Here is a 21,800-nt window from a genome sequence, read left to right as displayed (position 1 = left end):
AACAGCATAAATTTTATTTATATAGTTTGCCATTAATGAATTTAAATCAATTAATCATTCTAGATGCTATTGTGCAAAGCACTAGTTTGAGCCAAGCTGCACTTAAATTGCATAAGACTCAACCAGCGCTCACGTTAGCTATTAAGAAGCTAGAATCAGAGCTAGGGTTTGAGCTACTAGACCGAAGCCAATACAGGTTACATTTAACTGAGAAGGGCCGTATTTTTTATCGTGAGGCCAAGCAATTACTTAATGCAAACAGTGAGTTAAGCTCACTTGCTAAAGAGCTGGCACTAGGTAATGAAGCCAATTATAAAATTTGTTACGAGCAACTTTGCCATCAAAACAGTTATAACCAAGTGATCAGCCAAACCTTCAAACGTTTTGCTAGTACTGAGTTTAGTATTTCTTCAGGTAAGCGCTTTGTATCTCTAGAGCAGGTTAATAGTCATCAGGCTGATTTGGGAATTGGCCCTTGGTTTGATTTGTTTCATGCAACAGGGGATCTCGAAAGTTTACCGATTGGTAAATTTGATATAGGTATAGTTAGCGCGCCTGATGTAGTGCCAAGTGAAATCAGTTTTGCAGATATTCAAAATTACCCGTGTTTAGCCATGTTTGAAAGTGACTTGAGTTTTGACAGTGATAGGCTTTCTTATACGCTAGGCTCCGCATTAATGAAAATTGACGATATAACCAGTGTTAAGTCGTTTTTGCTCTCTGGTGCGGGCTGGGCAATGATCAGTTTGCAACATTGCCAAGCGGAAATCGATGCTGGTTTATTACAACAAATTAAAATTATCGATCGTGAACACCAGTTTGGCGCAGAAATTCGTGTATTTAGACAGCACTCAGTTCATCATGGCCCTGTTGCAAGAGCTATTTGGCAGGATTTTAGCGAGGTCAGTAAACAGTATTTGGAGTCGAGTCGTGCAGCAGGCAACTAAAGAAGATTTAATTTATACCATTATTTGTGCCATTCCAGAGGGGAAAGTTGCCAGTTATGGGCAAGTAGCAAAGCTTGCGGGATACCCTAATAATTCAAGACTAGTGGGGCGGTTATTAAAAGTGATGCCCGAGGGCTCAAGCATTCCATGGCATCGGGTGGTTAATAGCCAAGGTAAAATATCGTTTCCAGAAGGTAGCAATAAACACCTTGAGCAACGACAAAAACTACTCAGTGAAGGTGTTACTTTTAATAAGGCTAAAATTAATATGCGCCTGCATCAATGGGACTAATACACATACAAACTAATTGATAAGTAGTGACAAACACAGCCAACTAGCACAAATACATGCCAAATTGCATGGCTGTAATGGCGGGTTTTAGCGCTGTAAAACACAGTGCCTAAACTGTAGGCAATCCCGCCAGCTAGCAGCCACCATAAAGCGCTTAAATCAAGGTTCAAATAAAGTGGATAAACAAGTGCTAATGCAAACCAGCCCATTAATAAATAGGTAGCGAGCGAGACTTTTTTATTCGTGTTTTTGACCAGTAATTTATATGCAACGCCACCAAGCGCTAAAGTCCAAATAAACACCAAAGCAGCGATTGCCCAAGCCCCAGATAACGAAATAACCAAATAAGGCGTATAGGTACCTGCAATAAGCAAGTAAATCGCACAGTGGTCACATTTTTTATAAATGGCTCGTATACGCTCTCTGGTACTGGCGTGATATAAGGTCGAGGCTAAAAATAATACCAGTAGGCTTGAGCCATACACGATGGCACTTACCGTAGCTGACACAGCTTTAGATTGTGAAATTAAGTCCCAGAGTACATATACCGCAAACAGGACTCCCATGCCGTGAGTAAGCACGTTAAGTTGTTCTTCTTGGCGTGAATAAGGGAGTTGCTCTGTCATATCTATCTACTAAAAATGAGTGAATAAAACAGTTTCAGTGTACAAGTGTGCGCTGAAATTGACAATGCTTATTTTTTCACTAAATGTTGGTCAAAACATTTAAACCTATTGGTTTTATTAACCAACCCTGAATAAGGTTAAAAAACCAATTAATAATTAAAATATTAAAAATCAATGAGTTAAAATTTATTTTCAGGGTGGCACAACCTTTGATTAAGTAATTACGACTAATTACTTAAAGAGACAAGGAATACCACTATGAATAACTCACTTAAATTAACTACTGCTGCGTTACTTGTATTAGGGTCAACTCAAGCAAGTGCTACTGACTTTGAATTAGATATCAGCAACACAATTACACAATCTGTTAAAAGCTATGTTCAACAAGCGAGTAACGAGCTGAAGGAAAGCGTAATGAACAGCATTGAGTTTGATGCTCAAAAGTTACTAGATACTTACATGAGTGAAGATGCAATTGCTTCGAAAGAAGAAGAGTTAAAAGTTGCTCAAGCTCCTAAAGCAACAAACAAGCAGTAAGGAAACAAGACAATGAGTAGTGAAATCAGCTTATTTTTACTTATGGTTGCACCGGTTTTGAGTTTACTCAGTGCATATGCATCAATCGAATTATTTCGTAACGTTGCGCAATGGTTCAACTTCTAGAGTACAAAGTAGATATTAAGATTTCATGAAATATTGATCGGCGGATTAAAAGCGCACGTAATTAAAGGCATGTGGTTTTAGAATAGTAGACTTTATGAAGCGTGCGATTTTTCCTTTACCGGTTTTTATTTTACCTGAAGGTTTCACCAAGCTAAGAATTTTTGAGCAGCGTTACTTAACGATGGTCAAAGAAGCTGTACAAGATAATACTGGTTTTGTGCTGTGCACTTACCAACACGATACAGATCTTAACTTGCCCGAAATTGGTTGTTTAGTGCAAATAACCGACTTCAATCAAGATGATAATGGTCAATTATTAATTGATGTTTATGCTGAGCATGCAGTGTCTATGCATAACGCTTTTCAGGATAAGCAGCAACTTCGACATGCTGACATCGAAATAATTACGTCACCTTCATGGTACGTAAGCACGCCAATTAATGACGAAAACACTTTATTGAGTGACACACTTCGTGCTGTATTTGCAAATCAGCCGGATTTAGCAGGCCTATATAAAGACCCACAATTCGATAACCTTGCTTGGGTTGTTGCCCGCTGGCTTGAAATTTTGCCTATATCGTTAGTTAAAAAACAACAACTTGCTTATAAATCTAACTTTGAAAACTTGCTAAGTTTCCTCCATACTCTAATCAACAACGAATTTACTGATTAATGTGATCTAACATCAACTTTTTGCCGTATTACTTCTAACGACAATAATTGGATGACATAAAGATGGTAAGTCAACATCTTCAAACAGGTTGTAAACCTAACACAGGTCAATACTCTGCCATGCCAGATACTCCAAGCAAAGAGCTTGCTGATGCTTTATTTGCTGTTGCTGAGCACCGTGATAAACGTGCGTTTGCAATACTTTTCCAATATTTCTCACCAAAAATTAAACGTTTTGGAATAAAGCAGTTCGGTTCTGAAGCACAAGCGATGGAATTAGTTCAAGAAACACTAACCTCAGTTTGGCGTAAAGCACACCTTTACCATAAAGAAAAAGGTGCAGCGACAACGTGGGTATACACAGTAATGCGTAATGCCTCTTTCGATATGCTAAGAAAAATGAAGAGCAGTAAAGAAGAGTGTATTAGTGAAGATATCTGGCCATTGATTGATGAAGCCGAGCCGGGCCAGCACGAATTTAGTGACCACTTAGAAGATAAACAGATTAAACAATACCTTGATAAATTACCGCTTGCGCAACGTGAAGTTGTCCGCGGGGTGTACTTTCAAGATATGTCGCAAGAACAGCTTGCTGAGCATTTAAATATTCCCGTAGGCACAGTGAAATCTCGTCTTCGCTTAGCCTTGCAGAAGTTACGCAATGAAATGGGAGATCACCATGATTAAGCACCATCCTAGCAACGAATTACTTGCCAAGTTCAGTGAAGGTAATCTACCTGCCACTTTGAGTGTTGCAGTCGCTATTCATGTTGAAATGTGCCCTGTGTGTCAAAAAGAACTCGCTGCGCTTGAAGCAAAAAACGCTGACAATGTATTTACTGAATCAGCTAGCGACCTGGATGATGTGTTCGATAAAACTCTTTTTGATGCCATCACCGCTGATGAATCAATTGATGAAGTTTACGAGCAAGAACAGGTGTTGGTTGATGTTAAAGATAAAACCTACACTTTGCCTAGAGCACTTACGCGTATTGGCCACAGTAACTTTATGCAAATAGGTAAACTTGCCCGCTCTCGTATTGATTTAGAGGATGGCCCATTACGAGCAAGCCTGCTTCATATTGATGCGGGTGGTGAAATACCTGAGCACACACATACTGGATTTGAGCTCACTTTATTATTAGATGGGGAGTTTAGTGATGAAGACGGACACTATGTACCAGGTGACTTTATGATGTTAGATGGTCGTCACAATCACACACCAAAAACGATTGAAGGGTGCTTGTGCTTTACAGTTGTTAGTAGTGCCCTACACTTCAATAAAGGTATTAGTAAATTACTGAACCCAATTGGAAATCTTATCTATTAGTAGAGTTTATATGCAGCAATCGACAATTAAAATTGGTTTAAGCGCCTGCTTAGCAGGCGACAAGGTTCGCTTTGATAGCGGGCACAAAAAATCTAATTTTTGCATGGATGAGTTGGCTAACCATGTTGAATATAAAAAGTTTTGTCCTGAAGTAGCGGTAGGGCTACCAATCCCTCGACCAACTATTCGTCAAGTGCGTGTTGGCGATACTATTAAAGTGTGCCGCCCAGATGGCACAGGCGATGTTGGCCCTAAATTAACAGAATACGGTAAGCGTGTTGCGACAGAACAAACTGCAGAATTAAGCGGCTTTGTGTTTTGCGCTAAAAGTCCTAGTTGCGGTATGGAACGTATTAAAATCTACAACGAAGCGGGTACAGGCAATACTTCAGAAGGGGTGGGTTTTTTTGCAGAGCAAATAATGGCACATAACCCATTGTTACCATGCGAAGAAAACGGTCGTTTAAATGATATGCATCTTCGCGAAAACTTTGTAATGCGTGTTTATACCTACAAGCACTGGCAAACACTAAGCGAGCAACCACTCACAGTACATAGATTGACTCAGTTTCATGCCCAATATAAGTACTTATTGATGGCACATAACTACGAAGCTTACCGTAGCTTAGGAAACCTACTTGGCACTTTTGATGGCGAAGATATCCAAACTTTGGCTGATGAATATATTTTAGGGTTAATGACAGCCCTTAAAAAACCAGCTTCACGTAAAAATAACGCTAATACATTAATGCACTTGCAAGGTTACTTTAAGAAATCACTTTCTAAGATTGAAAAGCAAGAACTACGTGATGCCATCGATGAATATCGCCAAGGGTTAGTGCCACTTTACGTACCTCTTACGTTAATTAAGCATCATTTAAAAGTGCACCCAAACGAGTATCTTGCTAAGCAAGTGTATCTTGACCCCTATCCGAACGAATTAAAACTACGCTACGGAATTTAATGAATACATTATTTTGGTTTAGGCGCGATCTGCGCCTTTTTAATAACGACGCTTTGTATCAGGCAATCGAAAATGGCTGCCGAAATGCAGTGTTTTTTATTACTGAAAAGCAATGGCAAAAGCATGATGTGGCTGCTATTCAGCTAGATTTACTAAAGCGTAGGCTTCACTTTTTAGGTGAGCTTTTAGCTAGCAAAGGTATTGAATTACATATTATTGATGCAGCTGATTACGCAGGTTGTGTTGAAAAAATAGCGTCATTTTGCGAGCAACATCAAGTAAAAAATGTATACGCTAACAACGAATATGAGCTTAATGAAGTAAACCGAGATAAAGCCTTTTTACAGCACGCTGATAGTAAAGGGATTGCTTTTTACGCATACGATGGCGATGTAATTGCGCCACCGGGAAGCATCAAAAATCAAAGCGGCGAAATGTTTAAAGTATTCACGCCATTTAAAAATGCATGGCTAAAAGTTTATCAAGACACCCACTTTTATTTTGCTGAGCCGCCTAAGATGTTCGAACCCATTGAGTGGCAGCCAAGTGAGTTATTAGCCTCAGACGGAAGCTCAGAAAAGTGGCCTGTAGATGATGAAACGCTCAGCCACGTTTGCGCGCGCTTTATTGAAGAAAAACTCGCAACATATCAAGACCAACGAGATATCCCAAGCATTAAAGGCACCTCAGGTTTAAGCCCTTACTTAGCACTTGGCATTATTAGCGTTCATCAATTATTGGCACTGATCCAACAGCGCCACCCTGATGTACTACGCAGTAGTAAAAGTAACTTATTTTGTTGGGTTAACGAACTGATTTGGCGTGAATTTTACCGCCATCTTATCGCGATTTATCCAAACCTAAATAAATACGATAACTTTAATGAGAAATACAACGCCGTGAAGTGGCGTGATGATGACAGCGACTTTAAAGCATGGTGCGAAGGTAAAACAGGCTATCCATTAGTTGATGCTGCAATGAGGCAACTACTGCAAACTGGCTGGATGCATAACCGTTTACGCATGGTAGTCGCGAGCTTTTTAACCAAGCACTTATTAATTGATTGGCGTAAAGGCGAGCGCTTTTTTATGCAGCATCTTATAGACGGCGACCTTGCCTCTAACAACAGTGGCTGGCAATGGGCTGCAAGTACGGGGTGTGATGCTCAGCCGTATTTTCGAATTTTTAATCCTATCACCCAAAGCGAGCGATTTGATCCAGATGGTGAATTTATCCGTAAATATTTACCAGAGCTGGAAAAAATTCCTGCTAAGCAAATCCATTTTCCGCATGACTATTTAGCGAAACAGGGTAAGTCGAGCAGTTATTGGCCAGCAATTGTTGATCATAAAGCCGCGCGAGAGCGAGCGCTAAACGCATTTAAGGTGTGACATGGACAAGGCGATCCTTGATAGGTTTATTAGTGTTTATCAATCACTCAATAAAGACAATTTACAGTTACTGGATGAAATTTATCACCCAGATATTCAGTTTGCAGATCCCTTGCATGCGGTAAATGGTCTTGGGGAGCTGCGTGACTATTTTAAAAACCTCTATGCCAATGTGCTTTCTTGTGAATTTGCTATCGAAGACAGCTATGTGACTGAAAATATTCAGAGCAAAGACGACATCGCGTTTATTTATTGGACCATGCATTATCGCCATCCAAAGCTCAATAAAGGCCAAGCAATCTCGGTTGCGGGTCATAGCCGTTTAAAATTTGCTGGCGATAAGATAATCAATCATCGCGATTATTTTGACGTAGGTGCTATGCTCTACAGGCATATTCCAGTGCTTGGCTCGGCTGTGAAATACATCGATAAAAGAGCGAGTGCATAATGACGACATTAATTACAGGTGCTACCTCAGGTATTGGCGAGTCATTAGCAAAGCTTTATGCAGACAATAATGAACAGGTCATTGCATGCGGTAGAAATACAGAAAAGCTTGCTAAATTGAGCCAGCATCAAAATATAGAGTCTTGCCAGTTTGACGCAACCGACCTTCAAGATATTCGTTCGAGCACAGTGGCTTATACACAATTTGACCGGGTTATTCTAAATGCTGGCAATTGTGAATACATTGATGATGCTCGCAATTTTGACAGCAGTTTGTTTGAGCGGGTGATCACGACCAACTTGCTCAGTATGGGCTATTGCCTGGAGGCGTTATTACCAAAAATAAAGCCCGGTGGTCAGCTGGTGATCGTAAGCTCTAGTGTGACTTATTTACCCTTACCACGCAGCCAAGCATATGGTGCGTCTAAAGCCGGTGTAAGTTATTTAGCTAATAGCTTAGCGGTTGATTTAAAAGATATCGATGTCACTTTAGTTCACCCAGGTTTTGTTAAAACGCCGCTTACAGACAAAAATGACTTTCCAATGCCTATGGCTGTGAGTGCAGAAAAAGCGGCAAATTATATTTATAAAGGGGTCGCGAAAAGGCGCAAAGAAGTGCACTTTCCGCACCGTTTTACCTTCATTTTAAAATTTTTAAGAATGCTTCCTACGCCACTTTGGCTGAAGCTTGCAAAAGGATTATCACGTTGAAAAAAGTGGCTGTTATTGGATCTGGCATAGCGGGTTTAAGCTGTGCGCACCTATTGCATAAGCACTACGATGTAACCGTATTTGAGAAAAACGACTACATAGGTGGCCATACTGCAACCATAGACGTAAAAGTTTATGGCGTTGAGTACGCTGTTGATACAGGCTTTATTGTCTTTAACGACCGAACTTACCCATATTTTGAAAAGCTACTTAAGCGCTTGGGCGTTGAGCGTCAGAAAACCCAAATGAGCTTTAGTGTGCATAACGAACAAACCGGCTTTGAATATAACGGCCATACTTTTTGGAGTTTGTTCGCACAAAAGCGCAATATCTTTCGCCCTAAATTCTGGAAACTTTTAAAAGACATTGTTCGCTTTAATGATGTATGTAAATCATTGCATGCTGAACAAAATTACAAGGAAAATCAAACCCTAGGTGAGTTTTTAGACGAGCATGATTTTAACGAGTTCTTCCGTTTTCATTATATCTTGCCGATGGGCGCTGCTATTTGGTCAACAAGCATTAAAGAAATGGCGCAGGTTGGCGTAGAGTTTTTTGTTAAGTTCTTTTATAACCACGGTTTGTTGGATATCACTAATCGCCCGCAGTGGTATGTTATTCCGGGTGGCTCTCGCGAATACATTAAACCTATGATCCAAGGTTTTGCTGATAAAATTCGTTTAAATAGTAATATCAGCTCGGTATCTCGAAAAGATGATAATGTGCATGTTCATTTTGATGATGGCCACAGTGAATCATTCGATAAAGTTGTGTTTGCTTGCCACTCAGATCAAGCATTAAAACTGTTATTAGATCCGACTGAAGACGAAAAAAGTGTTCTATCAGCGATACCTTATACGGCTAACTCAGTGGTACTACACACTGATACTACACTGCTACCAAAACGCAAAGCCGCATGGGCGAGCTGGAATTATCTGTTAAATAACAACACAGACAAAGCTGCTGTTGTGACTTATCAGATGAATATTTTGCAAGGCATTAAGAGCGACACGCAATTTTGTGTCACGCTTAATCACCTTGAAGGCATTAAAAAAGACAGAATTCTGCGTGAGTTTACTTATCATCATCCGGTATTTAATAAACAGTCGATTGCCGCACAGCAGCAAAAGTCTCTAATTGACGGTAAAAATAATAGCTATTTTTGCGGTGCGTACTGGTACAACGGCTTCCACGAAGACGGTGTAAGAAGTGCCGTAAATGTGGCAAAGCAACTCGGAGTCGAGTTTGAATAGCGCCATATATGTAGGTGATGTTCGCCACAGGCGCTTTGCCGTCAAAGAGCATCACTTTAAGTACCCGCTTTATATGATGTGGGTTGATTTAGCTAAGCCTGACGAGCTTAATGGAGTTCATCCTTGGCTTGGCTTAAGTGGCTTTAAGGCGCTCAAATTTAATCAGAGCGACTATTTTAATTATCAAACCGATATGCAGCTGCCACTCAAGCAGCGTGCACTTAATAAAATTAAAGAGCTTGGCATTGACGATGAATTTGCCCATGTTTTTATGCTCGGACAGGTGCGCTGCTTAGGAATTTATTTTAGCCCGGTTAACTTTTTCTTCTTTCAAACTGGTAATGGCGAGTTCACTCATATGCTTGCTGAAGTGAGCAATACGCCTTGGAATGAGCGTCATTATTATGTCGTACCCCTTGAAAAAAAAGTGAACTTTAAAAAGGTTTTCTCCGTATCACCTTTCATGAACTTAGATATGAACTATCATTGGCATATTAGAATGAATTCTGATAACACCATGATTCATATTGAAAATAAAAAAGACGACACTCTTTTGTTTGATGCAACCCTGCGTTTGCAAAAGCACCCTCTCACGAAAGAGCAGGTTAGTGCCGTGCTTAAACAGTTTCCGGCTATGACGTTAAGTATTTTTAAAGGTATTTACCTTCATGCTTTGAAGTTGTTTTGCAAACGTGTGCCATTTATTGGCCACTCGGGCAAACAAGAGAATTCAACTAGGTGATGTGATGGAAAAAGTATCAAATTTAACGCAAGCCCAAACGACCGGCTGGATGACAAAGCTTTATAAAAAACTGGTAATAGGTGCATTCAATAGTATCAATGTCGGTTGCATTACCCTAAAAGAGGGTAATCAAAAAGAGCAATTCGGTGACATTACAAGTGATTTACACGCAACGGTCACGGTAAATGATGCTGCTATGTATAAGTCATTTGCTTTGTCTGGCAGTGTGGGTGCCGGCGAGGCGTATATTCTCGGCTATTGGGATTGTGACAACCTCACTAAACTTATTGAAATATTTGCCCTTAATCAAGAACAGCTAGATGCATTCGAGAAAAAATTCGCCTTCTTAAGCGGCATTGCGCACCGAGTTAATCACATTAAAAATAAAAACTCAGCAAGCGGTTCAAAAAAGAACATTGCGGCGCACTATGATTTAGGCAACGATTTATACAGTGCATTTTTAAGTGACGAAATGTTGTATTCATGCGCTGTTTACCCGTCAAAACAAGCTAGCCTTGAACAGGCCCAAGAGCACAAACTAGCATTGATTTGTGAGCAGGTTGATTTACAACCAGGTGATTCGGTGATTGAGATAGGCACAGGGTGGGGCGCCTTTGCGATTTATGCCGCAACGCATTTTGATTGCCATGTAACGACGACCACCATTTCTGACGAGCAACATGCTTATGTTGAAAAAAAGGTCAAAGAGCTTAACCTTGAGCATAAAATCACGTTATTAAAGCAGGATTATCGTCTTTTAGAAGGCAAGTACGATAAGCTTGTATCAATCGAAATGATTGAAGCTGTTGGGCATGAGTATTTGCCTGGCTTTTTTGCAAAATGTCAGTCTTTACTAAAAGACAGTGGTGCAATGCTTATTCAAGCAATCACCATAGCTGATCAGCGTTACAGCCATTACCTTAAAAATTCCGATTTCATTCAGCAATACATCTTCCCAGGTGGTTGTTTGCCTTGTTTAGACGAAATGAATAAGCAAATAAAGCAGCAAACAGACATGGTTGTGCATAGTGTAAAAGATATTGGTGTTCACTATGCTAGAACACTGGCTGATTGGCGCGAGCGCTTTGTCGCTAGCTGGCCTGAAATAGATAAAGTCAAATTTGACCAGCGATTCTATCGTTTGTGGTTATTTTATTTAGCTTACTGTGAAGGTGCGTTTAGAACCCGTGCTATCAGTACAGTGCATTTAGTTGCCCGTAAACCTCGTTTTGGCCATTCTGGCGATGATATCGCGCTCGATTATTAATTTTGCTTTGTTTCAAGGAGTCTGGTTTATGGCCTTATTCCTTGAGCATAACTCTCTGATACCCGCTTTAGCTGTTGTCGCTTTGATGATTTATCTATCAAAGCAACGCAAGCAAGATAGTTGGCTACTCTTATGTGGCTTGCCTCTCGCACTGGGCTATGAATGGCTTGCCAGCAGCTTAAATTTACTTGCCTTTAAAGTAAGCCCTTTTCCTTTATGGCTTGCTGTACTTTGGGCTGCACTGCTTTTAACCATTAATACTTCGATGCAATTCCTACAAAAGCTGCCTTGGTATATTGCATGGGGTGTTTGTGTGTTATTTGCTCCTGCTAGTTACTACGCTGGAATGCGCTTTGAAGTACTTAATACTGAGCTTGTTCTTTGGCAATTTTGGCTTGTTTATGGCTTAGGTTGGGCAAGTATGTTTATGGCTATAATCGCTATAAATAAGCGATTTTTAGCGGCTTAATGATCAGTTTTAAGTGGTTCACCGTAGTGTTTTATAACACAACTTTAAGGGTTATTTGATGAAACAATCACTTAATTTAAGTTTATTTGCTGCGTTATTGTTCTCTGCGGGCGTGTATGCAAATGGCTTTAAAACGGTGGGCCAAGCGAAAATGGAGTATCTGTTTTGGGATGTTTATAACGCTAAATTAGAGACCCCATCGGGTTCGTATCAGTTTGGCCAACACCCCAGCAAACTTACACTTACTTATTTGCGGGATTTCGATGCTAAAGACATCGTCAAAGCAACCAACGAGCAATGGCAACATTTAAAGCTCAATGACATGGTAGGTACTTACGATAACCAACTATTAGCCCTTTGGCCTGATATCAAAAAAAACGATTCCTTGTCGTTTCAAACCAACGAGCAAGGGATCGGCACTTTCTACTTTAATGATAAAAAACTAGGTCAGATCGATGATAATAGATTCGCTGACAACTTCTTAGCAATTTGGCTAAGCGCCGACACGTCTGAACCATCACTTCGTAAACAGCTTATTGGAGGGAAACATGATTAAGCTCAAAGCACTCTTTATTTTTGCTATGGTACTGTTAATTACCAGCTGCTCTGCGCCAGATGTTGATTATTATCAAGGAACAGAGCCTAAGTTTGACTTTAAGCAGTTTTTTAGTGGTGAGCTCAAAGCCTACGGCGTTGTGCAAGACCACAAGGGCGAGTTAACTCGTAAGCTGGTAGTTGACATGCAAGCATCTTGGAACGGCAATCAGGGAGTGATTGACGAGCAATTTGTTTATGATGATGGCGAAACGCAAACGCGTGTTTGGTACATTACCATTAATGATGATGGCAGTATCACAGGGACAGCATCAGATGTGATTGGCGAAGCAAAGGGTGAGAGCAATGGAAGCGTGTTCCATTGGACATATTCTGTCGAGCTTCCATATGATGGTAGTACTTTAGTGGTAAATTTCGATGATTGGATGTACTTGGTAACACAATCACGCTTGATAAACCGTACCGCTATTGATAAGTTTGGCTTTGAGGTCGGGGAAGTTACCTTGGTTATCGAGAAAATTGAATGATGGTTTGGCTATCATAAAATTTTGTGATGGAAGTTAAATTAAGTCTTTATTAATACTGATGTCACTAACCTTGTGATTGATAGTTAAATAGTAGTCATTTTTGAATAAATTACGTAAAAATAGCAATTTGCTGTTGCTAACTTCTCAAAAATGCATAAAGATAGGTTTTGCGAAGGCAAAATAATAACGAATAGGAATCTAACAATGAATAAAGCTCAATTAGTTGAAAAAATTGCTACTGATGCAGAAATCTCAAAAGCGGCAGCAACTCGTGCACTAGATGCATTCACTGGCGCAGTTACTAGCTCTCTTAAAGAAGGTAACTCAGTAGCATTAGTTGGTTTCGGTACTTTCTCAGTAAAAGAGCGCGCAGCGCGTACTGGCCGTAACCCACAAACTGGTGCAGAAATCCAAATCGCAGCAGCAACTATCCCAAGCTTTAAAGCGGGTAAAGGTCTTAAAGACCAAGTAAATCCTTAATAGGGTAACTTACTAATTATTGAAAAAAGGGCTTATAGCCCTTTTTTTTGTATCTGGAGTTTTGTCGCGATAGCGAAAAAGGCTTATGCCTTTAACGCTTTATCACCACGACCAATACCAACCGCACCTGAACGTACAACTTCAATAATGTCTGATTCATGACGCAAAGTATCAAGGAAGGATTCAATTTTTTCTGTGCTCGCTACAAGTTGCAGTGTGTAACTGTGGCGACCCATATCTAAAATAGCACCTTGGAATACATCAGCAACACGCGTTACTGCTGCACGAGTGGTTTCATCTTGGGCAAAAACTTTCACCAATAATAGCTCACGCTCGATGTGCGCCATTTCGGTTAAGTCAATAATCTTAAGAACATCTACCAGTTTGTTAACTTGCTTAGTAATTTGCTCAACGATGCGATCATCACCCATGGTTGTAATGGTAATACGCGAAAGAGAATGATCGTCTGTCGTGCCAACAGTCAAGCTATCGATGTTGTAAGCGCGCTGTGAAAATAAGCCTACAATGCGCGATAACGAGCCAGGTTCGTTTTCTAATAAGATTGATAAAATACGGCGCATTATGCTTTTACTCCTTTACGTAACCACATATCATCGACTGCCCCTAGCTTGATTTGCATAGGGTAAACATGTTCTTTTTCATCTACACAGATATCTAAAAATACCAGTCTGTCATTAATTGACATGGCTTTTTCAATAGCAGGTTGAAGCTCATCAATATGATCAACGCGAATACCTACGTGGCCATAGCTTTCAACTAATTTTACGAAATCAGGAAGTGATTCCATGTAAGAAGATGAGTGACGACCTGAATACATCATATCTTGCCATTGACGTACCATGCCCAGTGAGCGGTTATTTAACGACACAACTTTTACTGCTAAATTGTATTGTAAGCAAGTTGATAGCTCTTGAATGTTCATTTGGATTGAGCCATCACCCGTCACACAGATAGATTCTTTTTCAGGGAAGGCAAGCTTAACGCCCATTGCCGCAGGTAAACCAAAGCCCATGGTGCCTAAGCCACCAGAGTTGATCCATTGGCGCGGATGTTTAAACGGATAATACTGAGCTGCAAACATTTGATGCTGACCTACATCAGAGCTGATGTAAGCATCACCATTGGTTGCTTTGTAAATTGCCTCGATAACGGCTTGTGGTTTGATTTTATCGCCATCCGTGCTGTAGCTTAGGCATTTTTGTTCACGCCAGCTAATAATTTGACGCCACCAGTCTTCTTGTGCAGAACGATCAATTGAAATAGGGCTCTTATCAATCGCCGTTTGTAACTGTTCAAGCACTGTTTGTAAGCAGCCAACAACAGGGATGTGCGCTTTAATTGTTTTAGAAATAGAGGTTGGGTCAACATCAACATGAACGATAGTGGCATTAGGGCAGAACTTTTTAACGTTATTTGTTACCCGATCATCGAATCGAGCGCCTAAAGCTAGAATAACATCAGCATTTGCCATGGCTTTATTTGCCTCAAGACTACCATGCATACCTAACATACCAATAAAGTTAGGGTGAGTACCGCTGATACCACCTAGACCCATTAAGGTGTTAGTGATTGGCGCGTTTAATGATTCAACCAAGTGAGTTAGTTGCTCAGAGGTATTTGATAGAATAATGCCGCCACCTGAGTAAATAACCAGTTTTTTAGCTTCTAAAATTGCGCTAACTGCTTTGCGAATTTGTTTTGAGTGGCCTTTAGTGTTCGGGTTATAAGTTCGAAGCTCAGTTGTTTTTGGAAATTCGAATGGGAACTTTAGCTCTGGATTAAGCATATCTTTTGGTAATTCAACCACAACCGGTCCAGGGCGGCCTGTGCTGGCTAAGTAGAATGCTTTAGCTAAGATTGTTGGAATATCTTTTGCGCTACGACAGTTATAGCTGTGCTTTACGATAGGGCGAGAACAACCAACAATATCAGTTTCTTGGAATGCATCATCACCAATTAAACCAGTAGGAACTTGGCCAGATAACACCACCATTGGGATAGAATCCATGTACGCTGTCGCGATACCTGTTACACAGTTTGTAGCGCCAGGGCCAGAAGTTGCTAGCACCACACCGACTTCACCGGTAGCACGGGCATAACCATCAGCCATATGAGTAGCGGCTTGTTCGTGACGTACTAAGATATGTTCAATATCTTCTTGTTGAAATAACGCGTCATATAAATCAAGAACAGACCCGCCAGGGTAGCCAAAAATATACTTAACATTCAATTCTTTAAGTGCCCGAACAACTAGTTCGGATCCATTATATTCAGTTGTACTCATCCTCATTCCTCTGTGTGTGCAAGCATAAATGCATAAAAAAACCCCCGCATATGGCGGGGGTTTTTTAAAAAGCGTGCTTTCACCTTTTAATAGCCTCCCGCTGGGCTTGTAACTAAGACCAGTACGAGAACGTTGACGACTAAAAGGTGACGGCGAATATTCATTATTTTTTAATTTTCTTCTAAAAAATGCACAGCCGACTAGATGGCTGCTGTTTAAAAAATGTTAGGAGTATTTTTAAGCGTTTTGGAAACTGATGTCAACCGCAAATGTGGCTTTTTGCATTAATTTTTCTGTATTTTTGTTTTTTGATATTTTCGTTGCATCTAAATGCTTTATTATCATTATTTTTAGGTGTAACTATGCATTGAATTGTTCGTGTGGCAAATTGCTAACTATACCAATAGATAATGCATTTACGTTACTGCCTTGCATAACTTAGCTACTATCAGAATCGGATTTATTTTTTAATTAGACACCCACTTTAACACCTCGCTACAATAAGATTTGGTTAATTTTTGAATAGACAGCCAACTTAAATATTTAGTTAGACACCCAACTTATTTTTAATAAGAATCAGCTAAAGATAGTTTTGAATTATTCAGAACAAGTTGAATTGCTATAAAAATAGTGATTTTTCATTGTCATTAATTACATTTCAGCCTTATGTGCTGATTTAATTTTTAGTTTTACACACTGGTCAGCGCTAGTTGCACAAGTCGTTATGCCTCTAGAATTAAAAGGATTGGATTTGTAAGATTGATTTCTAGTGTCGAATCCGTAACTAAGTAAACAAGGCTAAGCTATTAGCTATAGAGCTTCTTCGTTTTCGCTTCATGTGATTAGTATAAGCTGTGATTGCTTGTTCTTTACCTGCAGTATTTTTAAATGAGCGGGTAAAAGAAGTGGTGAGTGTAAGCCAGTTTTCTGTACAAATGTTTAATCTTTCAAGTATTGGTAATGCTTCTTCTGGGATTTTCCCAGGCTTATCTTTTCGTATTGAGCGGCCAGTCCAATCTACAAGTTGCAGATATGTCTTGAGCTCAAATGGTAGTCCCTTAGGCATATGTTTACGAGGCTTACCTGCAAAGCGCATAAGTGATTTTGGTTGCTTATTATTTTGAGCTGCATTAAATCTAGATTTAATACTGGTGTAGTCAGATTCTTCTGGTAAATCAGCCGCTTTTGCTCTTACAGGGTTCAAATCAACATAAGCGAGGCAAGCGACAAGTGCTGCTTCATCAAGTAAAGCTTGTGATTTAAAGCGACCTTCCCAAAATCGTCCTTTACATTCATCCTCTAGATTCGCTTTTCGTGCAATGCTCTCATTAAGAACTCGCATAAACCAACTAATGCTGCTGAGCCGTTCTCGATATAAATTTACTCTGGCATTAACTGCAGCGAGCTCAGCTTGTGTTAGCAATTCGCCATTTAAGAATCGTTGGCAAAGGAATGCACTTTTGAATAACTTGTGCCATCTAATAAGAATCGCTCTATTATTCAGGCGCTTTGCTTTTGCTATATCGATGTGAAGGACCAAGTGCGTGTGATTACTCATAACCGCATAGGCGCAAATATCAATACAAAATATCCTGCCAAGTTGAAATAGTTTCTTTTCAACCCAATCGCGCCGGTGTTCATACGAACGACCTGTTAGTGGGTCTTGCCCGCACAAATAAGCGCGACGAACGCAGCGTGAAATACAATGATAGTAAGGCGTGTTTGAAACGCTAATTAAGTTTCTACGTGGGGTTGCCATGCTCTTCTCCTCCATGAGTTGAACAATTTAAGTTTAGCCATAATTTTAAGAAGTGAGAAATTTTAAGTTGGGTGTCTAGTTTTATGTTGAGGTTTTACTAAAAAGATAAAAGTGGATGTCCAATTAAGTATTCAATTTAGTAGAGGGAATAAAAAAGCCAGTCGTAGACTGGCTTTTGATAAAGAGGTGTTTGAGGGCTATTAGATTATCATAAGCCTTAAACAAGAGTTCTCTTATAGACGCTCAATTACAGCTTGAGTGAAGTCTGTAGTACCGTGGCTGCCGCCTAGGTCGCGAGTTGTACGGTCGCCTGATTTGATAACATCAGCAACTGCGCTACGGATGCGCTCTGCAGTGTCGCCCATACCTAGGTGCTCTAGCATTTGGATAGATGCTAAGATCACTGACGTTGGGTTTGCAAGGTTTTTACCAGCGATGTCTGGTGCGCTACCGTGTACAGCTTCGAAAATTGCTGCATCTTCACTGATGTTTGCGCCAGGAGCCATACCTAAACCACCAACAAGACCAGCACATAGGTCAGATAGGATGTCACCGAATAAGTTTGTAGTAACAATTACATCAAACTCATCAGGAGTCATAACTAGTTTCATACAAGTTGCATCAACAATCATTTCTGTTGATTCGATTTGTGGGTAACGCTCAGCTACTTCACGTGCAACTTTTAAGAATAAACCTGATGTTGATTTAAGGATGTTAGCTTTGTGTACAGCAGTTACTTTTTTACGGCCTTCACGTACCGCTAGTTCGTATGCAAAAGTAACGATTTTTTCTGCACCTTCACGGGTGATTTTTGACATTGCTTCTGCTTCGTTACCATCTTCAGAAACCACTTGGCCAAGACCTGAGTACATGCCTTGTGTATTTTCACGAATAGTGATGATATCGATGTCGTCGTAACGAGCTTGTGTACCTGCGAATGATTTAACAGGACGTACGTTAGCGTAAAGGCCAAACTTTTTACGTAAAGTTACGTTGATTGAAGTAAAACCTTCACCAACTGGCGTCGTTAAAGGACCTTTTAAAGTGATCTTGTTACGCGCGATTGTGTCGATTGTTTCTTGCGGAAGTAACTCACCAGTTTTTTCTAGGGCAGCAAGGCCAGCATCAACGAATTCATAATCAAAATCGCAACCTGCAGCTTTAAGGATCTCAAGTGCTGAATCAATAATGCTAGGACCAATGCCGTCGCCTTTGATCACTGTGATGGTTTGTTTAGCCATTTACTTTTCCTATTTATGAGTAGATAAACACGTAAACTTATCGCGAAATAGCATGCGATTTACTTGTTAGAGGGTTTACGTGGATGTGTTTGAAAATTTAAGCGGCTTTTATAGCAATTTATTCAGCTTTTTGCCAGTTTATCCTGTGAATACTGACTATAAACAGACTAAAGTTCATATTTATTTAACGTTTTCGCACTTTTTAACAACACAATCTAAAAATTGTCTGCAAATTCACAGTTTTTCAGATATGCATAAAAATCTGCTTTTGATTGCCAACCAGCAGCCGATAAGCTGTCGAAAATAATCTGTTCTTGCCAACTACTAAATAGTGCTTTGGGCTGAAAAACATAATAAGTAAATAGCTTAATCGCGACCCAATGTTTTTCATTGATATCGAGTGTTTGCTTTTTATGTTGCTCACTACCAAGTAAATGCTGTGTCCAACTGTTATCGCCAATCAGTTGATTTAAATACGCCGTTAGTGGCTCTTGATTTAAGTGACTAACCCCAAACAAACAGGCAAGCGGTGGACTTATTACTTGCTCTTCGGCCTGCTCAAATACAGTTTTACGAGAAATACAGGTTGCTTGATGTTCGCAAAGATAAAGAACATAGGCATATAAGGGCAAAGTAACTTGCTCAAATTGAATAGAATCGTTGTGCTTAAATAGCGCCTGAATAATGCGCACCATATTCTCAAGGCGCTTAGATATATGCTGAAAAAGCGGGTGAGAGGTGGTTGCAACCAAGCGTTGAAATAATACTTTTTGTATAATCGCAGGGGCGTTATCGTATCCGACCATAGATAAACAATGGCGCAAGTCTTTAGCTCTTTGCTGCTCTTTATTGTAGGGTTTAGAAGCAACAGTAAGCTGGGTTATCAATTCAGGGTAGGGGCTTAAAAGCTTATTTAAACCACGAAAGCTATATTCTTGCGATACTTTTAACGTGCTAATTAACTCTAAATAGTGCTGCCTGCGCTGCTGATTTATTGGCTGTGGCTCAGCAAAGTTAATGTTTTCACTAAACCAAACTGTGTATAGCAAACGAGAGTCTTTACAATGCCTTTGTTTGTCAAAAATAGTTAAGCTTGCTTTGAAGCGATGCCAACGAATTTTTTCAGGGCGGCTGGCATCAACCAATATATGGCGGCCATGTTCATCTGTGGCTAAATAAATAAGTACTTGTTCGGCGTACTTTACTTCACTGGCCGGAATGTAAGGGCCAATATGCGCAATCAGTGCTTTTATAGCATTTTGGGCAAATTCATTAGGGGTGCGTAAATAAATATCAGCTAAGGCTTTGTGCACACTAATGTGACCACCCGACTCGCGGTAAGTCGTATTCATGGCAATAATATTAGCCAAAGCAACTAAGGTTGTTGCGCCATCGTAAATCATAATTTTTGGCGCGCTTAATAGGGCTTGTTTATATTTATTTAAACGCGCTAGTAAATGCTGAATAGAAAGCGTATGTGGGCCTGAGTCTTTTAGTAATTTTGCTGCTAATTGATGGCGACACTGCCAAAGCTTTTTATCTTGAGCCGTCAGGGTTTGTCCTGCCGCTAACTTATTACTTTGGGATTGAACGCAAAGGTAATTGGCTAAACAGCAGCTAATAATTTGTTCGCTAATGGCTTGGTTGTAGTTAAGGCTGCGGCACAAAATGCAGGCTACAACACATTGGTTTACAACTAAGTTTGTGGTGTAACCATGGTTCGGTACATACAAGCTTAGTTGTGCTTGCATACCTTTTGGGCAGGCTTGATACAGCAGGTAATAACGCTCAGCTAGGTTACTTAATAAAGGGAAAATTTGTGACCATTTTTGCTTTTGATGATAAAGCTTAAGTAGCTGGTGTGTACTATCAAATAAGCGTGCCAATTCCCGTGGCGTCACGTTTTCCATCATAAGCGGTTAGGTTTCTTGTTGATAGCTTTCATAGGCACTTGGCCCCCATAATACCAGCTGACCATTTTTAAATAGTAGGCCTGTGCATTCATCGATGGTGGTTATGCCATCAGATTTAACATGCTGAGTGCGGTAAAAAATAATCTGCCAAACATTGTCTTCGACTCGTTTAGCATAGGTTAGATCGGGGCTACCTAAATAATCAAGCACCGCATTAAGGTTTTCGGGCTTATCAATCGATAGTTTTGCGATATAGCGTTTATTAAAAGCTTCGCGGTCTTGCCAGATCATGGCTTGCGGATCATCTTTATAAAAAGTGATCACTAGGGTTGCTATCAGTGCATAAACACCTAACCCAAGTACCAGATATTGGAAAACCTTTTTAAACATGTGTAACTCTATAAAACTAACGCGAATTTTCAGTATACGCTTAGTTGGCAAACTGTGCTACGAGATTGCGACTAATTGAGCCTTAACTGCTTTAAACTAAAGCCTAAGTTAATATCGGTACGCAGCATAACAAGGTTTTTTGATATTACGAACATGTCCATTTCTGAACTCAGCTTACGTTTAAGAGTCGGGTTTAGCTCATTATCGTTCATGGCCGCTTCTATCGACTCATAATCGTTGATTAATTGCTGCGCCGACTTATTACCTATCCCTTTAACGCCCGGAATATCATTGGTTTTATCACCTGCTAATGCCCAAAAATCAGCAAGTCGATGCTTTGGTACATCAAAGCGCTGCTTGATATCTTCAAGCTCAATATACTGTTTTTTGAAGTAATCAAATATTGCAATTTGCTCAGATAAAAACGGCAAAAACCCTTTATCGGTAGAAACGATAGTAGAATGCACATTATTAGATGCGGCCTTGTAAGCAAGAGTAGCAATTATATCGTCGGCTTCATCATTATCAGGTGAAAACACCACAATGCCAGTGTCTTCAATTGCTTGTTTAAAGCGTGATAAGTTTTGCTTGAGGATGTCAGGCATTGGTGAACGAGTGCTTTTGTAGGCCTCAAAGTAGTGATAACGCCAACTTCTTTCACCATCAAACACGGCAATCGCGTGAGTCGCATTCGTTTGCTGGCGTAACTTTTTGCAAGCATGTGCCACGCGGGCACAGCTTGCTTTTATCATATGCTCTTCACTGTGATGACTCTGATTACTATCAACAGCATAGATGCGCCTAATAAGATTTAGCGCATCTATTAAAAGTAATTGGGTTGTCACATAGGCTCCTG

At 40.1% G+C, this 21,800-nt stretch carries 25 protein-coding genes; 17 read left to right on the top strand and 8 right to left on the bottom strand.

The genetic code is table 11. The features are described 5' to 3' along the window. The first annotated feature begins 35 nt into the window (after positions 1 to 35). The gene (locus HUS61_RS06675; RefSeq protein WP_054562369.1) at positions 36 to 947 is read left to right on the top strand and encodes a LysR family transcriptional regulator; all 912 of its coding nucleotides are present in this window, start codon (positions 36 to 38) and stop codon (positions 945 to 947) included. Continuing rightward, complete coding sequence (locus HUS61_RS06670) at positions 931 to 1,239, top strand: MGMT family protein (RefSeq protein ID WP_054562368.1); 309 nt, start codon at positions 931 to 933, stop codon at positions 1,237 to 1,239. The genes HUS61_RS06675 and HUS61_RS06670 overlap by 17 nt, the downstream gene beginning before the upstream one ends. Here HUS61_RS06670 and HUS61_RS06665 read toward each other — a convergent pair. Then, on the bottom strand, positions 1,236 to 1,865 hold the full coding sequence (locus HUS61_RS06665; protein ID WP_175081586.1) for a hemolysin III family protein: 630 nt from the start codon (positions 1,863 to 1,865) through the stop codon (positions 1,236 to 1,238). The genes HUS61_RS06670 and HUS61_RS06665 overlap by 4 nt on opposite strands. 258 nt (positions 1,866 to 2,123) lie before the next feature. Between HUS61_RS06665 and HUS61_RS06660 the strand changes: the two genes are divergently transcribed. The 15 genes from HUS61_RS06660 to HUS61_RS06590 all read left to right on the top strand — a co-directional run bounded on the left by HUS61_RS06660 (position 2,124) and on the right by HUS61_RS06590 (position 13,336). Then, positions 2,124 to 2,402, top strand: coding sequence for a hypothetical protein (locus HUS61_RS06660; RefSeq protein WP_054562366.1), 279 nt, complete (start codon positions 2,124 to 2,126; stop codon positions 2,400 to 2,402). 220 nt (positions 2,403 to 2,622) lie between these two features. Then, the gene (locus HUS61_RS06655; RefSeq protein WP_175081585.1) at positions 2,623 to 3,201 is read left to right on the top strand and encodes an LON peptidase substrate-binding domain-containing protein; all 579 of its coding nucleotides are present in this window, start codon (positions 2,623 to 2,625) and stop codon (positions 3,199 to 3,201) included. Between the two features lie 62 nt (positions 3,202 to 3,263). After that, on the top strand, positions 3,264 to 3,887 hold the full coding sequence (locus tag HUS61_RS06650) for a sigma-70 family RNA polymerase sigma factor (protein ID WP_175081584.1): 624 nt from the start codon (positions 3,264 to 3,266) through the stop codon (positions 3,885 to 3,887). Continuing rightward, a complete protein-coding gene (locus tag HUS61_RS06645; RefSeq protein ID WP_175081583.1) occupies positions 3,880 to 4,530 on the top strand; it encodes a ChrR family anti-sigma-E factor in 651 nt (216 codons plus the stop codon). Before HUS61_RS06650 ends, HUS61_RS06645 begins: the two co-directional genes overlap by 8 nt. A gap of 10 nt (positions 4,531 to 4,540) precedes the next feature. Beyond that, positions 4,541 to 5,494, top strand: coding sequence for a DUF523 and DUF1722 domain-containing protein (locus HUS61_RS06640; RefSeq protein WP_054551988.1), 954 nt, complete (start codon positions 4,541 to 4,543; stop codon positions 5,492 to 5,494). Further along, on the top strand, positions 5,494 to 6,885 hold the full coding sequence (gene phrB / locus HUS61_RS06635; RefSeq protein WP_175081582.1) for a deoxyribodipyrimidine photo-lyase: 1,392 nt from the start codon (positions 5,494 to 5,496) through the stop codon (positions 6,883 to 6,885). Before HUS61_RS06640 ends, phrB begins: the two co-directional genes overlap by 1 nt. A 1-nt stretch (position 6,886) precedes the next feature. Further along, positions 6,887 to 7,333 carry a nuclear transport factor 2 family protein gene (locus HUS61_RS06630; RefSeq protein ID WP_175080141.1) on the top strand — a complete coding sequence of 149 codons (447 nt, stop codon included), beginning with the start codon at positions 6,887 to 6,889 and terminating at the stop codon, positions 7,331 to 7,333. After that, positions 7,333 to 8,043 carry an SDR family NAD(P)-dependent oxidoreductase gene (locus HUS61_RS06625; RefSeq protein WP_054562359.1) on the top strand — a complete coding sequence of 237 codons (711 nt, stop codon included), beginning with the start codon at positions 7,333 to 7,335 and terminating at the stop codon, positions 8,041 to 8,043. The genes HUS61_RS06630 and HUS61_RS06625 overlap by 1 nt, the downstream gene beginning before the upstream one ends. After that, positions 8,040 to 9,296, top strand: coding sequence for an NAD(P)/FAD-dependent oxidoreductase (locus HUS61_RS06620; RefSeq protein ID WP_175081581.1), 1,257 nt, complete (start codon positions 8,040 to 8,042; stop codon positions 9,294 to 9,296). The genes HUS61_RS06625 and HUS61_RS06620 overlap by 4 nt, the downstream gene beginning before the upstream one ends. After that, entirely contained in the window at positions 9,289 to 10,038 is a 750-nt protein-coding gene (locus tag HUS61_RS06615; protein WP_175081580.1) for a DUF1365 domain-containing protein, read from the top strand. Before HUS61_RS06620 ends, HUS61_RS06615 begins: the two co-directional genes overlap by 8 nt. A 4-nt stretch (positions 10,039 to 10,042) precedes the next feature. Further along, complete coding sequence (locus HUS61_RS06610) at positions 10,043 to 11,305, top strand: cyclopropane-fatty-acyl-phospholipid synthase family protein (protein ID WP_175081579.1); 1,263 nt, start codon at positions 10,043 to 10,045, stop codon at positions 11,303 to 11,305. Next, the gene (locus tag HUS61_RS06605; RefSeq protein ID WP_175081578.1) at positions 11,283 to 11,774 is read left to right on the top strand and encodes a DUF2878 family protein; all 492 of its coding nucleotides are present in this window, start codon (positions 11,283 to 11,285) and stop codon (positions 11,772 to 11,774) included. The genes HUS61_RS06610 and HUS61_RS06605 overlap by 23 nt, the downstream gene beginning before the upstream one ends. Before the next feature lie 58 nt (positions 11,775 to 11,832). Further along, on the top strand, positions 11,833 to 12,330 hold the full coding sequence (locus HUS61_RS06600; RefSeq protein ID WP_175080135.1) for a chalcone isomerase family protein: 498 nt from the start codon (positions 11,833 to 11,835) through the stop codon (positions 12,328 to 12,330). Continuing rightward, positions 12,323 to 12,856, top strand: a complete 534-nt coding sequence (locus HUS61_RS06595) for a DUF3833 domain-containing protein (RefSeq protein WP_054562353.1) — start codon at positions 12,323 to 12,325, stop codon at positions 12,854 to 12,856. The genes HUS61_RS06600 and HUS61_RS06595 overlap by 8 nt, the downstream gene beginning before the upstream one ends. 204 nt (positions 12,857 to 13,060) lie before the next feature. Further along, a complete protein-coding gene (locus tag HUS61_RS06590; protein ID WP_004586404.1) occupies positions 13,061 to 13,336 on the top strand; it encodes an HU family DNA-binding protein in 276 nt (91 codons plus the stop codon). Positions 13,337 to 13,419: 83 nt separating this feature from the next. On the opposite strand, the gene ilvN is transcribed toward HUS61_RS06590, so the two are convergent. The 7 genes from ilvN to xni form a co-directional block, all read right to left on the bottom strand. Continuing rightward, the gene (ilvN, locus tag HUS61_RS06585; RefSeq protein WP_054551998.1) at positions 13,420 to 13,917 is read right to left on the bottom strand and encodes an acetolactate synthase small subunit; all 498 of its coding nucleotides are present in this window, start codon (positions 13,915 to 13,917) and stop codon (positions 13,420 to 13,422) included. Next, positions 13,917 to 15,641, bottom strand: coding sequence for an acetolactate synthase 3 large subunit (locus HUS61_RS06580; RefSeq protein ID WP_175081577.1), 1,725 nt, complete (start codon positions 15,639 to 15,641; stop codon positions 13,917 to 13,919). The genes ilvN and HUS61_RS06580 overlap by 1 nt, the downstream gene beginning before the upstream one ends. 784 nt (positions 15,642 to 16,425) lie before the next feature. Continuing rightward, positions 16,426 to 17,400: a transposase gene (locus HUS61_RS06575; RefSeq protein WP_175081576.1), complete on the bottom strand. Its 975-nt coding sequence runs from the start codon at positions 17,398 to 17,400 to the stop codon at positions 16,426 to 16,428. Positions 17,401 to 17,633: 233 nt separating this feature from the next. Further along, positions 17,634 to 18,641, bottom strand: a complete 1,008-nt coding sequence (locus tag HUS61_RS06570) for an isocitrate dehydrogenase (RefSeq protein ID WP_054563906.1) — start codon at positions 18,639 to 18,641, stop codon at positions 17,634 to 17,636. Between the two features lie 215 nt (positions 18,642 to 18,856). Further along, positions 18,857 to 20,542: a hypothetical protein gene (locus HUS61_RS06565; protein ID WP_175081575.1), complete on the bottom strand. Its 1,686-nt coding sequence runs from the start codon at positions 20,540 to 20,542 to the stop codon at positions 18,857 to 18,859. Positions 20,543 to 20,560: 18 nt separating this feature from the next. Further along, entirely contained in the window at positions 20,561 to 20,944 is a 384-nt protein-coding gene (locus tag HUS61_RS06560; protein ID WP_054563904.1) for a DUF3192 domain-containing protein, read from the bottom strand. Between the two features lie 71 nt (positions 20,945 to 21,015). Beyond that, positions 21,016 to 21,789, bottom strand: coding sequence for a flap endonuclease Xni (xni, locus tag HUS61_RS06555; protein ID WP_175080659.1), 774 nt, complete (start codon positions 21,787 to 21,789; stop codon positions 21,016 to 21,018). Between the last annotated feature and the right edge of the window lie 11 nt (positions 21,790 to 21,800).

It is taken from the genome of Pseudoalteromonas sp. 0802 (genome assembly GCF_013350085.1).
Taxonomy (GTDB): Bacteria; Pseudomonadota; Gammaproteobacteria; order Enterobacterales; family Alteromonadaceae; genus Pseudoalteromonas.
Note: the sequence above shows the minus strand (reverse complement) of the source record. Positions and strands in the feature narration are given on the sequence as shown.

Excerpts from the sequence above, each read along its gene's own strand:
- HUS61_RS06675 (WP_054562369.1), top strand. The coding sequence starts at position 36 with ATGAATTTAAATCAATTAATCATTCTAGATGCTATTGTGCAAAGCACT.
- HUS61_RS06665 (WP_175081586.1), bottom strand. The coding sequence starts at position 1,865 with ATGACAGAGCAACTCCCTTATTCACGCCAAGAAGAACAACTTAACGTG.
- HUS61_RS06660 (WP_054562366.1), top strand. The coding sequence starts at position 2,124 with ATGAATAACTCACTTAAATTAACTACTGCTGCGTTACTTGTATTAGGG.
- HUS61_RS06655 (WP_175081585.1), top strand. The coding sequence starts at position 2,623 with ATGAAGCGTGCGATTTTTCCTTTACCGGTTTTTATTTTACCTGAAGGT.
- HUS61_RS06650 (WP_175081584.1), top strand. The coding sequence starts at position 3,264 with ATGGTAAGTCAACATCTTCAAACAGGTTGTAAACCTAACACAGGTCAA.
- HUS61_RS06645 (WP_175081583.1), top strand. The coding sequence starts at position 3,880 with ATGATTAAGCACCATCCTAGCAACGAATTACTTGCCAAGTTCAGTGAA.
- HUS61_RS06640 (WP_054551988.1), top strand. The coding sequence starts at position 4,541 with ATGCAGCAATCGACAATTAAAATTGGTTTAAGCGCCTGCTTAGCAGGC.
- phrB (WP_175081582.1), top strand. The coding sequence starts at position 5,494 with ATGAATACATTATTTTGGTTTAGGCGCGATCTGCGCCTTTTTAATAAC.
- HUS61_RS06630 (WP_175080141.1), top strand. The coding sequence starts at position 6,887 with ATGGACAAGGCGATCCTTGATAGGTTTATTAGTGTTTATCAATCACTC.
- HUS61_RS06625 (WP_054562359.1), top strand. The coding sequence starts at position 7,333 with ATGACGACATTAATTACAGGTGCTACCTCAGGTATTGGCGAGTCATTA.
- HUS61_RS06610 (WP_175081579.1), top strand. The coding sequence starts at position 10,043 with ATGGAAAAAGTATCAAATTTAACGCAAGCCCAAACGACCGGCTGGATG.
- HUS61_RS06605 (WP_175081578.1), top strand. The coding sequence starts at position 11,283 with ATGATATCGCGCTCGATTATTAATTTTGCTTTGTTTCAAGGAGTCTGG.
- HUS61_RS06600 (WP_175080135.1), top strand. The coding sequence starts at position 11,833 with ATGAAACAATCACTTAATTTAAGTTTATTTGCTGCGTTATTGTTCTCT.
- HUS61_RS06595 (WP_054562353.1), top strand. The coding sequence starts at position 12,323 with ATGATTAAGCTCAAAGCACTCTTTATTTTTGCTATGGTACTGTTAATT.
- HUS61_RS06590 (WP_004586404.1), top strand. The coding sequence starts at position 13,061 with ATGAATAAAGCTCAATTAGTTGAAAAAATTGCTACTGATGCAGAAATC.
- ilvN (WP_054551998.1), bottom strand. The coding sequence starts at position 13,917 with ATGCGCCGTATTTTATCAATCTTATTAGAAAACGAACCTGGCTCGTTA.
- HUS61_RS06580 (WP_175081577.1), bottom strand. The coding sequence starts at position 15,641 with ATGAGTACAACTGAATATAATGGATCCGAACTAGTTGTTCGGGCACTT.
- HUS61_RS06575 (WP_175081576.1), bottom strand. The coding sequence starts at position 17,400 with ATGGCAACCCCACGTAGAAACTTAATTAGCGTTTCAAACACGCCTTAC.
- HUS61_RS06570 (WP_054563906.1), bottom strand. The coding sequence starts at position 18,641 with ATGGCTAAACAAACCATCACAGTGATCAAAGGCGACGGCATTGGTCCT.
- HUS61_RS06560 (WP_054563904.1), bottom strand. The coding sequence starts at position 20,944 with ATGTTTAAAAAGGTTTTCCAATATCTGGTACTTGGGTTAGGTGTTTAT.